Source organism: Mariniflexile sp. HMF6888, from assembly GCF_044335535.1.
Taxonomy (GTDB): domain Bacteria; phylum Bacteroidota; class Bacteroidia; order Flavobacteriales; family Flavobacteriaceae; genus Mariniflexile.
Genome location: NZ_JBIQVZ010000004.1, coordinates 180701 through 193086, shown reverse-complemented (window position 1 = coordinate 193086; position 12386 = coordinate 180701). Strand labels below are relative to the sequence as shown.

Annotated in this window: 13 protein-coding genes; 7 read left to right on the top strand and 6 right to left on the bottom strand. The window is 34.5% G+C overall.

Annotation, left to right across the window (positions count from 1 at the left end; all coding sequences use genetic code 11):
* The first annotated feature begins 20 nt into the window (after positions 1 to 20).
* The 7 genes from ACGLWY_RS11810 (at position 21) to ACGLWY_RS11780 (ending at position 6136) form a co-directional block, all read left to right on the top strand.
* Positions 21 to 734 carry a hypothetical protein gene (locus ACGLWY_RS11810; RefSeq protein WP_396619870.1) on the top strand — a complete coding sequence of 238 codons (714 nt, stop codon included), beginning with the start codon at positions 21 to 23 and terminating at the stop codon, positions 732 to 734.
* A 173-nt stretch (positions 735 to 907) separates the two neighbouring features.
* A complete protein-coding gene (locus tag ACGLWY_RS11805; RefSeq protein ID WP_396619869.1) occupies positions 908 to 1501 on the top strand; it encodes a hypothetical protein in 594 nt (197 codons plus the stop codon).
* 186 nt (positions 1502 to 1687) lie between these two features.
* Positions 1688 to 2401 carry a hypothetical protein gene (locus ACGLWY_RS11800; protein WP_396619868.1) on the top strand — a complete coding sequence of 238 codons (714 nt, stop codon included), beginning with the start codon at positions 1688 to 1690 and terminating at the stop codon, positions 2399 to 2401.
* Positions 2389 to 2727, top strand: a complete 339-nt coding sequence (locus ACGLWY_RS11795) for a hypothetical protein (protein ID WP_396619867.1) — start codon at positions 2389 to 2391, stop codon at positions 2725 to 2727. The genes ACGLWY_RS11800 and ACGLWY_RS11795 overlap by 13 nt, the downstream gene beginning before the upstream one ends.
* A gap of 237 nt (positions 2728 to 2964) precedes the next feature.
* Complete coding sequence (locus ACGLWY_RS11790) at positions 2965 to 3408, top strand: hypothetical protein (RefSeq protein WP_396619866.1); 444 nt, start codon at positions 2965 to 2967, stop codon at positions 3406 to 3408.
* 58 nt (positions 3409 to 3466) lie between these two features.
* Positions 3467 to 4210 (top strand): LytR/AlgR family response regulator transcription factor, encoded by a 744-nt coding sequence (locus tag ACGLWY_RS11785; RefSeq protein WP_396619865.1) that lies wholly within the window; start codon positions 3467 to 3469, stop codon positions 4208 to 4210.
* Positions 4211 to 4216: 6 nt separating this feature from the next.
* Positions 4217 to 6136, top strand: a complete 1920-nt coding sequence (locus tag ACGLWY_RS11780; RefSeq protein ID WP_396619864.1) for a sensor histidine kinase — start codon at positions 4217 to 4219, stop codon at positions 6134 to 6136.
* A 472-nt stretch (positions 6137 to 6608) separates the two neighbouring features.
* Here ACGLWY_RS11780 and kduI read toward each other — a convergent pair whose 3' ends face one another.
* Genes kduI through ACGLWY_RS11750 form a run of 6 tightly spaced genes read right to left on the bottom strand, consistent with a single transcriptional unit; the run spans position 6609 to position 12187 of the window.
* Positions 6609 to 7451: a 5-dehydro-4-deoxy-D-glucuronate isomerase gene (kduI, locus tag ACGLWY_RS11775; RefSeq protein WP_396619863.1), complete on the bottom strand. Its 843-nt coding sequence runs from the start codon at positions 7449 to 7451 to the stop codon at positions 6609 to 6611.
* A gap of 54 nt (positions 7452 to 7505) precedes the next feature.
* Positions 7506 to 8087, bottom strand: coding sequence for a lactate utilization protein C (locus tag ACGLWY_RS11770; protein WP_396619862.1), 582 nt, complete (start codon positions 8085 to 8087; stop codon positions 7506 to 7508).
* Entirely contained in the window at positions 8080 to 9447 is a 1368-nt protein-coding gene (locus ACGLWY_RS11765) for a lactate utilization protein B (RefSeq protein WP_396619861.1), read from the bottom strand. Before ACGLWY_RS11765 ends, ACGLWY_RS11770 begins: the two co-directional genes overlap by 8 nt.
* Before the next feature lie 2 nt (positions 9448 to 9449).
* Entirely contained in the window at positions 9450 to 10187 is a 738-nt protein-coding gene (locus ACGLWY_RS11760) for a (Fe-S)-binding protein (protein WP_396619860.1), read from the bottom strand.
* An 11-nt stretch (positions 10188 to 10198) separates the two neighbouring features.
* Complete coding sequence (gene uxuA, locus ACGLWY_RS11755; RefSeq protein ID WP_396619859.1) at positions 10199 to 11356, bottom strand: mannonate dehydratase; 1158 nt, start codon at positions 11354 to 11356, stop codon at positions 10199 to 10201.
* Positions 11357 to 11374: 18 nt separating this feature from the next.
* Complete coding sequence (locus tag ACGLWY_RS11750) at positions 11375 to 12187, bottom strand: SDR family oxidoreductase (protein WP_396619858.1); 813 nt, start codon at positions 12185 to 12187, stop codon at positions 11375 to 11377.
* Positions 12188 to 12386 lie beyond the last annotated feature (199 nt).

The following is a 12386-nucleotide window of genomic DNA, read 5'->3' as shown; positions in this document are numbered from 1 at the left end:
AACACATATAGAAAATTTTTATGAAAAAACTAGTAACACTTGCCATTTTGCCATTTATGATTTCTTGCAATGGGCAAAAAAATAGCCTTGTAACTTCTATTGCAGAAGCGCCTTTACAACTGGAAAATTTCGACTTTAACACCAAACTTTCTACACTGCTACCAGAGAAAACAAAAAGCAAAGAATATCATGGGTATTACCAACTAAAATCCGAAATGATGGAAGTTGATACTATTTCAGACGGAGCGTTTGTGGGAAGTGAAAAGCCCATACGAATTGAATACAAACAACAAAGTTTTTCAAGTAGGGACATACTTGCAAAGTTTGGAAATGAAAAATTTAACGCTGTAAATCTTGTTACTACAATGGACGGAAAAATTATGCTTGTAAATGCATTGATAGGCGAAACAGATGTAGCTAAAACCAAACGTTTCGTTGAAACATTAGATAAAAAGTATGGTGTAGGGGTAAAATCAAAAGGCGAATTTATTGACCAAAGCTTTGATATTTATACTTGGACACTAAAAGACAGAATCATACGATATTCTTTGGTAATTGATAATGAAGCAAATACTTTAAAAATAGAAGTTGATGAAGAAAATAAAAAAATAATGAATGGTGAAAAAAAAGCACATTATAAGGGCTATATCTATGTCGTCAAAAGCGAATATAAGGACCAAATTTTTGGAGAAGTAGGTTCTGGAGACTTTGTATTCCTTGAAAACCGCCGTTAGAACAAGGGTTTTGTGTAAAGCAACCGAAAGCGCCATTTTCAACGACCGTTTTTCAATTAAACTTTAATAATCATACCCGTATTTGCAAAATAAGCCCTACATGAATTAGCGTTTATAGAAAGGTTGATTTTGAAAACGATTAAACACCTTATCATGGTATTACACTTTAACAAATGAAAAAAAAAGTTTACATTACTATAGCAATATTGGCACTTGTGGTTATTGTTGCTATAGGAAAAGCATTTATTAGCGCATTAAGCGGAATGGGAAATCCAACAGGAGGAAGAGGCCCAGATTACCCTTATTTTTATACAACCCAGCCTACAGTAGTCAAAAAGATAATAGTACCTAAAGGGACAAAACTGACCTACGAAGAACATTTTTTCAAAAAAGGACATCAAAATAACATGATGAATGAAGAAAAGCTCACGAGTATAAAATTGCCCGAAGGAAAAACAATAGACTGGGGCGGCGTTCCTGTCTTTATGATTTTAAAATTTTACAATCCTGAAATGCAGGGATATACAGTATATCCGGATTTTAACCAATTAAAGAACCATAAAAAAACTAAGTTTTCACAGTTGTGGCAAAACTGTAATAATGAGCTGGGAGTTTTAATAAAAAATGCTGATGATTGGACTTTTAGCACAAAAAATATTAGTGATATAACCGATTGTGGCGTGAACTATCAACGATATTACAAAGAAAATAAGGAACAACAACAATTCCTTGATGAACTTTATAAAGAGCTCAAAAAAGTTAAATAAACCAATGGAAAAACTTTTATTACTACTTGCAATTTTACCGTTTATGATGTCGTGCAAACCCAAGAATTATTAATAAATGCAACAAAACCAAAAGATGTTAAAGACAAGCCAATCCTGAAGATCGATAAAAATTGAGATGCAAACAGTTTAATTATTGGAAATAGATAAGAACAAATTAAATGATATATGATAAAAAGTATAACCTTATTTTTTGTAATTAGTTTTCTGGTGGCTTGTGGTCAGGAAAAAAAGACAGAGTCAATAAGTCATGATGAAAAAATAAACATCATGCAGAATCCAGATATCAACAGTCAAAATTTCGTTTCAAAAGTATTAGAAAAAGTAAAACATTATCCTAAAGAACCTATATATTATATGCGCCTGAGCAAGGTCAATTGCCATATCGAAGTGTTGGTGAACAATATGCCTGTATATGAGGATTATGAGATGGACATTGTTGCTACACCTATTGATATCAATGCTGGCATTTTAAAAAGCGGCAAGCAAAAACTCACCTATCGTTTATACCCGTTAGGTGATTTGGAAAAAGAAATGTACGAAAATGGCGAAAGCTATCCTACATTAACCGATTTTACCCGTTTAAGCATCTGGATAATCCAAATGGATAACAAAGGGGAGCAAAAATTAAAGGATGAAGTGGAGGTGATGCATCACATCAATTTAACCGATGAAAACGACAACTTCATCGCTTCCGGAGAATCGTATTACGAATTCAGTTTTGAATTTCAGGCAGAGGTGCCTTATGAAGTGGAAGGCTGGATCAACGGACAGGACCTCACCAAGCTCGACCAAAAACTGCTGGAGGAAAAGGCATTGGAATATTTAAATACCTACCAAAAGTTTATGAAAACCAGGATGCCGATGCCATGGCAAAATTAAAATTCAAGTCACTGGCTGAGTTGGCCCAAACAGGTTACCTTGACGAGTCGTCTATAAATGATGATTGGGAAGGATTCTACTTGTACCATTTAAGTCATGAAAACAAAAGATTCCAGCCAATTAAAGATTTTAGAAAGGTGTTTTTGGAGGAGGGTAAACTATTGTATCTTGTTCAAAACAAGATAGATTATCCGTTCAAGACCAGATCTGCATTGGAATTTTCGTATCTAGATTCTGATGGTGATAGGTTAAGAGTTTGGCCCGGAGTATATTTCTATTTACCCAAAGGGAAAAAACTGGAAGATGGCCTGGAAGCGGCAAGATAAACGAATGCAAATCGCACGTTACCGCCAGTTTGTAATTAGTAGGGTAACGGTGTAAAAAGTTACAATAAGCATGAGCAATATGCTCGTACCATCTAGAATATAATAAAACGAAATGAGAAGACTCCCAATCCTACTGGCTATTATAACAATCGCATCTTGTGAAAGCAAAACAAGGTTCATTGAACTACCTAGAATAAACCCTTGAAGGGTTAGAAATAACATATGGGAATACAAAAAATGAAAATACTAATCTTATTAATATTTATGGTGATAGTTTCTTGCGAAAGCAAAACAACATTCACGAAATTGCCAAAGCATACCGAAACTGGGATGTATGATCGTGATGATGAACGTAAAGGTAAAAAATATGTTTACCAAAGTGTTCTTGTCAATAATCCCACTAGCTATAAAAAAAGTTTGGAAAAACAGCTATTTTCTTATCATCTAAAAAGCAGAGATTCCATTTTTTCGGACAGTGAAGTTATTACATTTTCAACATTATTTTATATTGAAAACCATAAAACTTCCTATTTTATTAATCATGCAGACGATTCGGGAGGATTTTCCAGTGAAGTCCTGCTCAATTATTATAAACAATATGGTATTGCTGAAATAGAGACAAAACAGATAGATAACAGCAGTGAACTAAAAACTGAAATTATTTTTGCAAACTCACATTAGTATAACATGAAAACAATATTTAATTTAGCCAAGCTATGACCACTTTTAAAAAAAATTAGTGAACTTACCCAAAATCCTCATTATTGAAGATGAAGCCACCATTAGAAAAGAGCTTGAATGGCTTGTAAGCAAAAGACAAGAGTTTAACCTTTTGGACAGTGCTACAAACGTTAAAGATGCCGTGGAAAAGATTGTACAGTTAAAACCCGATCTGGTTTTAATGGATATTCAATTGCCCGATGGGAACGCTTTTGAGATATTAAATCAAATACCGGATCCATCTTTTTCTATAATTTTCATTACTGCTTTCAACCACTTTGCTATTAAGGCTATTAAACATAGTGCCATGGATTACCTCTTAAAACCATTGGATGAAGAAGAGCTATACAATGCCATGGACAATTATAACAAAAATAATTCGCTCTTTACCTCAAAACAGCTTGAGGTTATAAATGAACACCAAAAAAACACCAAACAGCAAAATTCCAGAATATGTGTCTCCACTTTGGAAAGTATAGAGCTTTTTAAAACTAAAGATATTTTGTATCTATCAGGAGATGGCAGCTATACACATTTTTATTTAGTTGGCGGAAACAGAATAACAAGTTCCAAGCCTTTAAAATTTTATGAAGAATTATTACCTAACAATTCTTTTATAAAATGCCATCAATCCTACATGGTTAATACCTCGTCAATCATTAGGTATTTGAAATCAGGCTTTATAGTATTGAACAACAGTGTAGAAATCCCTGTTTCTATTAGAAAAAAAGAAGCTGTTGTTCGACTTCTATCACAATTATAGTTCGTAATGAAAAGACACCTGTGCCTTTTGTTCTTGCTAACCTTACTTTCCTGTCAAGAAAAAGTAAAAAAGGAGAGCGTCCCGCCAACCTTACTTCTTGAAAAATTAAAACAAGAAGCGAAAAACAATGCAGACAAGAAGGGTCCAGATGAAAAAATTGACTTTTGGAATGATGTATTGAACCATTCTCCCTACAATCAACATCACGTTCCTCAGGCCTATATCTATTATCAATTGGCCAAAGAATATGCAAAAACAGATCTGGAGACATCTAAAACCTATTTAGAAATGGCTTTGGGACTAATAGAAAAAGAAAAGGATTTTTTTGAAATCAAAATTTCTGTTTACAACGGTTTGGGCAATATCTATCTCACAGAGGGCAAAACGTTTCAATCCAACCACTACTACAACAAGGCGGCAGCTCTAATCGCTGCTTATCCAGATGAAATAGCCCCCAGAGCCAAGGTAATTTGCTTGGTAAATTGTGCCCAAGAAAATTTTAACTCGTCCCAAATAGACAAATCTACGGCACAGAACTATTTGGCCTTACAAACCATTATTGCCAATAAAAATAACTTGGGAGAAGATTTTTACTATAATAATCTGTTTAGGGCTTACACCCAGTTGTTTAAAATTTACGAGCGAACAAATCAATTGGATTCACTCAGACTATATAACCAAAAGGTTGGTGAAATCTATAAACTACTGGAAAGCGATAAAATACAGCGGTTCTTTTATGGAGAAAAGGCAATTATTTTTGGTCATGAACAAAAATTGGACTCGGCAATTATATACACTAAAAAATGTGAGGAATTTGATAAAAGAGCTTATGCCGAAACCAATTTTGACCTCCATCAACTTAATTTATATATAAGCTATACCAATTTAATTACTTTTTATGCTGCAAAGCAACAATTTTCAGCCTCTGAAAAATATATAAAGGCTACACAGGATATAGAATCACATTTTGGGGTAAATTATAGATCCAAATTTGATAATAGAATGGCCCAGGCAGTCTATTATCTTCAAAAGAAGAATTTGAATACATACCGAAAACTTCACTTGGAAAGTTTGGCAATCAAGGACTCTATACAGGCCAGCAATAGCGCAAAAGCCATTGAGGAAATATCCGTTTTTTATGACGTAGAAGCAAAAAAAAAGTCTATAGATTTTCTTAATGAAACCGTTAAAACCACAAATGAAAAATTAGAAACCAGAACCTTGCTTTTAATAATTAGTGGTTTGTTGCTCCTTATAGTATCTGGTTTTATAGGGTTTTATGTATATGTCCAGAAACAAGGAAAAAAGTTGGCCGTAAAAGAGAAGATGCTTTTGCAGCAAAAGTTGTTGCGAACCCAAATGGAGCCTCATTTTATTTTTAACACCCTTTCTTCATTGCAAAGTTTTATCCGATTTGAAGAAAAGGAAAAATCGATCAAGTACCTCAATCTGTTCAGTAAATTATTAAGAAGCAGTTTAGAAATGAGCAGGAACGATTTAATTTCGTTGGAAGATGAGATTGAGGCTATAAGAAATTATCTGATTCTCCAGCAAATGCGAAATAACCACAATTTTGAGTTTAATATTGATATGCCAGATGATACCTTAGGGGTAATGGTACCGCCAATGTTAATTCAGCCTTTTGTGGAAAATGCTGTAATTCATGGGGTTTCGCCTTTACAAGGAAAAGGTGAAATACGGATCAACATCAATTTGAACAGTGATTTAATTACCGTTGAAATTCGGGATAACGGTAAGGTTAATAATAAAATTAAATCTTCGGGACACACTTCATTATCTGGAAGTATTGCCAAGGAAAGAATGGATTTATTGTTTAAGGAAACTTCCAAAAAGGGAGAAATACAAGTTACGCAGACCAAAGATAATTATACGGTCGTTTTGAAGATTCCCTATAAAAATGCTTGACCTTTTATATTTCCTTTTTTAGATTTATATTAAGTCTAGACGTATTTGTATTTATAACCAACACATTTACTTTACTGATATTTCTGGCAGGTATATGGAACAGGCATTTGGTGTTTTCTTGTATTTTTCTTATTATTCATCTCCGTTTTTATTTTGGGCTTCATAGGTATGATTTATGCTGGTAATTGTTAAAGGCAATAAAAATTACAGAGACAATAAAAATTTTGATGCTTGGTCACATAGTAATGTTTTAAATTTCATGAAAATTAGTGTTTAGAATAATTGATGTTGCTAAATTAAAACTAATCACCTATTCTCTATAAGGAATATTGTACCAAAAAAACAAGAAAACTGTACTTGAAACATATTAATGAATTGAACCCTAAAGTTGATTTTTACAGCTCATAATCTTAAAAGCAAAAAACCTTTAACAAAATGCTAAAGGTTTTAGTGGTGAATTATAATTTAATTTTTACCTCAATTCTGGAATTTTACAAATATCCATATCTCCGTAATCCAAATTCTCTCCTGCCATTCCCCAAATAAATGAGTAATTACTAGTACCAGAACCAGAATGTATAGACCATGGTGGAGAAATTACAGCTTGATTATTTTGCATCCAGATATGTCTTGTTTCTTGTGGCTCTCCCATAAAATGACAAACTGATTGCCCTTCAGGAATTTCAAAATAAAAATACACTTCCATTCTACGATCATGGACATGCGCAGGCATCGTATTCCAACTACTTCCTGGTTTTATAGACGTCATACCCATTTGTAATTGACAAACATCAACGACACTGTTTACTATATATTTTCTAAGTGTTCTTGCATTAGCCGTTTCTGGAGTTCCCAGTTCGATAACCTCAACATCATCTGTACCTATTTTTTTAGTTGGATATGCTTTGTGCGCAGGTGTAGAATTGATGTAAAACATGGCAGGGGTACTACCAGTTTTACTAGAAAAAACAACTTCTTTGTTTCCTTGTCCAACGTATAATGCCTCTTTATGACCCAAAACATACGCTGTTCCATCAACTGTAACCGTTCCAGTGTCACCAATATTTATAATTCCTAATTCGCGTCTTTCTAAAAAGTATGGTGCTTTAAGCGGATCAATAGCTTCTAATGAAAGGGGCTTGTTTACCGGCAAAACACCTCCAGAAATAAAGCGATCGTAATGCGAATACACTAAGTTTATCTTATCTAATTCAAAAAGATTTTCAATTAAAAATTCATTTCTTAATTGCGCTGTATCATAATTTTTAACGCCTTGTGGGCTTGATGCATAACGCGATTCGTACGTAATTGACATAATATTTTAGTTTTAGTTTTTAAATAATTGCAGTTTTTGAAAAAAGTATGGAATCTAAACAATTAAAACGGTTAAACTCATGGCTCCGTGAGCACCTACAACCAAGCACTGCTCAATGTCGGCTGTTTTAGATGGCCCTGATATGAACACGCCAAAAGCTCTGTCTCGTTTAGAAATGACTTCGTAAACATGGTGCATATGCAAATAAATATCATTTTTTGATACTACCAAAATTAAATCATTAGTAATAAACGGTAATGCACGAATGGTGAAATCATTTTCGGAAATCCAAACTGCACCATTTTCGGCTACAGCCAATTCGCCTTTTATAATGGCTAAATCAATAGCTTCCAGAGTATGAGGGTCTGTATCTTTAGAAATTGATATAGTTCCTAATTTTGATTCTTTTATACAAGATACGATTTTTGAAGCATTCGGATATAGCTTTTTAATTTCGGCATCAATTTGTTCAATAGCTTCCAATTGAATAGCTTGACCACCAACAAACTTCAAATTGTCTATAAAAGTGTCCAATAATTCAACATCTTCTTCAAAAATACCTAAATCAATTTCCGGTAAAGGCAACAATTCAGGCTTGTTTTTTTTAACAGCATTTAAAATGGATTTTCTACTCATTTTTCTTTCTTTTTTTATACCATTCATCAAAATTCCCATTTTTAACTTCTGGCAAATCCCTAGCTTTTCCCCAGACATTTAATTTAGAATACACTAAAAATCGAGGCGCATGTTTTAACATAAAACGCGCTGATTTTCCAGCGAAACCATACATTCCTGAGTTTGCTAGAACACGACCAGCTACTTTTAAAATAGTTTTTTTAACAACTGGCTGCGGCACCTCTTTAACAATGACCTGACGCCATTTATATAGCTGCTCGTGAATATTAATTTTTACTGGACATACATCGCTACAAGAACCACAAAGTGTCGATGCAAAAGGCAAAGAACTGTGCTTTTTTAAATCGATTCCTGGTGATAGAATGGAACCTATGGGCCCAGGAATGGTAGCTTTATAACTGTGTCCACCACTACGTCTGTATATAGGACACGTATTCATACAAGCACCACAACGGATACAATGTAAAGAGGTTCTAAAATCTTCACGGCTTAATTGCTCGGTTCTACCATTGTCTACAATAACAATATGCATTTCCTTACCTGGTTCGGGTTTATTAAAATGCGACGAATAGGTTGTTATAGGCTGTCCTGTGGCACTTCTCGCCAATAACCGCAGAAATACACCTAAATGTTTTTCCTGAGGAATAAGTTTTTCCATCCCCATACAAGCAATATGCACTTTAGCTAGATGTACACCCATATCGGCATTGCCTTCGTTGGTACAAACTACAAAACCACCTGTGTCGGCTATTGCAAAATTAACGCCTGTAATAGCTGCATCAGCTTTTAGGAATTTATTACGTAAATGCTTTCTAGCTTCTGCCGTTAAATATTGTGGATCACCATTACAAGGTTTGGTTCCTAAATGTTCTTGAAATAAGATATCGACCTCTTCCTTCTTTTTATGAATGGCAGGCAATACTATATGGCTTGGGGGCTCTTGGGCTAATTGTACAATACGTTCTCCTAAATCGGTATCAATAACTTCTATAGCATTAGCTTCTAAATAAGGATTCAAATGGCACTCTTCAGTAAGCATCGATTTGCTTTTAACCACTTTCTTTACATTATGCTTATCTAAAATACTGTGAACAATTTTGTTATGTTCTTCGGCATTGGCTGCCCAATGTACCGTAACACCATTTTTTTTGGCATTTTCTTCAAACTGAACAAGGTAAGTATCTAAATCGGAAAGTACATTTGCCTTAATGGCCGATGCTAAATTTCTAAGTTCTTCCCATCCTTTTACATTATGGGCAGATTTATCCCTTTTTTGCCTTACAAACCATAAAGCTTTGTCGTGCCAATCTACTTTTGCTTCATCTTTATTAAATAATGCTGCTTCGTCTGCGTGCGCCATAATTACATACTGCTATTTAAAATTTCTGCGATATGCATCACTTTTAAAGGTTGCTTGTTTCTGTTTATAAGTCCTTCTAAATGCATTAAACACGAGTGGTCTGCTCCTGTTATCACTTCTACATCACTGTCTAAATGGTCTTGTATTCTATCCTTACCCATTTTTACTGAAACGGCTTCTTCAAACACCGAAAAAGTACCTCCAAAACCACAACATTCATCTACTCTATGCAATGTTTTTAGCTCTAGTCCTTTTACTTCTTTTAACAGACTTTCTTCAGTTGAATAATGCGCGTCCATACGCTCGGAACAAGACCCTAAGCGCAAACCACGAAGTCCGTGGCAACTTTTATGAATACCAACTTTATATGGAAACGACGCTCCTAAATCTGTTTTACCCAATACTTCGTAAATAAATTGACACAGCTCATAGGTGTTTTTTCTAACGCTTTTTACATCATCGGTTTGTTCTAAAATATCGAAATGTTTTTTAACGTGGTAGACACAACTGCCAGAAGGTCCAACGATATAATCGAATTCCTTAAAATTCTCTACAAATAACTGGCAAATTCCTTTTGAATCATCTTCATATCCGGAATTACCGAGTGGCTGTCCACAACAGATTTGCCCCATAGGATAAACAACTTCAACGCCTAATTTCTCTAAAAGCTCTAAAGTTGCAATGCCTACTTGTGGATATAATTGATTGATGTAACATGGTATAAATAAACCGACCTTCATTTTTGCTTTTATTAACTTCTTGAAATACCGAGGGCCAAACCTCGTAATTCTGCTAAACCTCTTAAACGACCAATAGCCGTATAACCAGCATAGGCTCTGTTATCTTCTAAATCTTGTAGCATTTGATGTCCGTGGTCTGGACGCATGGGCAATTGAATATCTCTTTTTTTCTCTACTTCCAATACCGCTTTTACCACTTCGTACATATCGATAGAACCTTCTAAATGATTATCTTCAAAAAAACTACCATCAGCCTCTCTCTTTACATTTCTTAAATGAAGAAAATGAATTCGGTCTGCAAATTTTCGAATCATTTTAGGTAAATCGTTATCTGGATTGGCCCCCAACGAACCTGTACAAAAAGTGATACCGTTTGAAGGACTATCGATAAAACCAACTAAATCTTCTAAGTCTTTTTCAGATTTAATAATTCGAGGCAATCCCATAATGTCCATTGGTGGATCGTCTGGATGAATAGCCATAACCATCCCATGTTCTTCACAAACCGGAATGACTTGATTTAAGAAGAATGACAAATTGGCTTTTAAATCGGCATGCGATAAGTTATCGTATTGCGCGATCATGTCTTTAAAAACAGGAATGGTTAAATCGTCAACCGTTCCTGGAAGCCCTTTTAAAACATTATCTTCTAAACCTTGCTTTTCTTCTGAAGTCATTTTAGAAAAACGCAGCTTTGCTTGTTCTAGAATTTCTGGAGTGTATGCGTCTTCAACACCTTCACGTTCCATGATGAATTTTTCAAAAACAGCCATATCTACTTTATCAAAACGCAATGCGGTACTGCCATCTGGTAATTTCCAAAATAATTCGGTACGTGTCCAGTCTAAAACGGGCATGAAATTATAACACACATTCTTAATACCACAAGCCGCTACATTTCGTAAACTTTGCTTATAATTTTCGATACGTTGTAAATAGTCGCCTTTTCGTAGTTTGATGTTTTCGTGAATGGGAATACTTTCTATAAAAGACCATTCCAAATCATGGGCTTCTATGGCATTTTTGACTTTTATAATCTCATCAACTTCCCAAACTTCTCCATTTGGAATATGGTGCAATGCTGTTACCACACCTGTTGCACCTGCTTGTTTTATGTATGATAATTTCACAGAGTCATTAACTCCAAACCATCTAAATGTTTCTTGCATTTTTACCTAAATATATAATTAAACACCACTAAAAGCACTAAAACCACCATCTACAGGAATAACAATACCTGTAACAAATTTTGAAGCATCTGAACATAGATAATGTAATGCCCCGTTTAATTCATCGGCATCACCAAAACGTTTCATGGGCGTATTGTTAATAATGGTGCTACCTCTTTGCGTTAAGCTGCCATCTTCATTCAGCAACAAATTCCTGTTTTGGTTTCCAATAAAAAACCCTGGAGCAATGGCGTTTACGCGTAAACCGTCGCCATATTTCAAGGCCAATTCTACCGCTAACCATTTGGTGTAATTATCAATCGCTGCTTTAGATGCTGAATAGCCTGCCACTCTAGTTATGGCACGTTCTGAAGCCATTGAAGATATATTAATGATAACACCCTGTTTGTTTTTTACCATCTCTTTACCAAAAACAATGGATGGTATGATACTTCCAAATAAATTTAGGTCGACTACTTTTCTAAAGTCGTTCATATTGATGTCAAAAAACGATTGTGTTGGTCCTACGGTTGCTCCGGGCATATTGCCTCCTGCTGCATTAATAAGCACATCTATTTTACCATACTTCGCTATAATAGCTTCAGCGACTTCTTGAAGGCTTTTTTCATCAACCACGTTACAAACAAAACCGTCAACTTTATTGTTAATCGATTGCATTCTTTTTACTGTATTATCTACAGTATCTTGTTTGTAATGTAATATGATAACAGTTGCACCGTTTTCCAAAAGATACTCAGCCATACTTCCTCCAAGTACGCCTCCACCTCCTGTAACTAAGACAATTTTGCCCTCTAAATTAAATAGATTCATATAAATTCAATGTTTTATTTCTTCAAATCACAAATTTAAACATCTCATCCACATATACTGTCCTGTACTGTACTTTATTTTAAAATACTATGGTTTTTTATAATCTGTAATATCTATAAGTATCTAATATACAATTAGTAAAACGGCTAATCCCACAATCTCTTAATTAAAAAATACAGACCCATAACGCATTTTTTAA

Bases quoted from the DNA above. Each gene is read 5' to 3' on its own strand.
- ACGLWY_RS11800 (WP_396619868.1), top strand. From the start codon at position 1,688: ATGATAAAAAGTATAACCTTATTTTTTGTAATTAGTTTTCTGGTGGCT.
- ACGLWY_RS11790 (WP_396619866.1), top strand. From the start codon at position 2,965: ATGAAAATACTAATCTTATTAATATTTATGGTGATAGTTTCTTGCGAA.
- ACGLWY_RS11770 (WP_396619862.1), bottom strand. From the start codon at position 8,087: ATGAGTAGAAAATCCATTTTAAATGCTGTTAAAAAAAACAAGCCTGAA.
- ACGLWY_RS11795 (WP_396619867.1), top strand. From the start codon at position 2,389: ATGGCAAAATTAAAATTCAAGTCACTGGCTGAGTTGGCCCAAACAGGT.
- ACGLWY_RS11780 (WP_396619864.1), top strand. From the start codon at position 4,217: ATGAAAAGACACCTGTGCCTTTTGTTCTTGCTAACCTTACTTTCCTGT.
- ACGLWY_RS11750 (WP_396619858.1), bottom strand. From the start codon at position 12,187: ATGAATCTATTTAATTTAGAGGGCAAAATTGTCTTAGTTACAGGAGGT.
- ACGLWY_RS11760 (WP_396619860.1), bottom strand. From the start codon at position 10,187: ATGAAGGTCGGTTTATTTATACCATGTTACATCAATCAATTATATCCA.
- ACGLWY_RS11805 (WP_396619869.1), top strand. From the start codon at position 908: ATGAAAAAAAAAGTTTACATTACTATAGCAATATTGGCACTTGTGGTT.
- kduI (WP_396619863.1), bottom strand. From the start codon at position 7,451: ATGTCAATTACGTACGAATCGCGTTATGCATCAAGCCCACAAGGCGTT.
- ACGLWY_RS11765 (WP_396619861.1), bottom strand. From the start codon at position 9,447: ATGGCGCACGCAGACGAAGCAGCATTATTTAATAAAGATGAAGCAAAA.
- ACGLWY_RS11810 (WP_396619870.1), top strand. From the start codon at position 21: ATGAAAAAACTAGTAACACTTGCCATTTTGCCATTTATGATTTCTTGC.
- uxuA (WP_396619859.1), bottom strand. From the start codon at position 11,356: ATGCAAGAAACATTTAGATGGTTTGGAGTTAATGACTCTGTGAAATTA.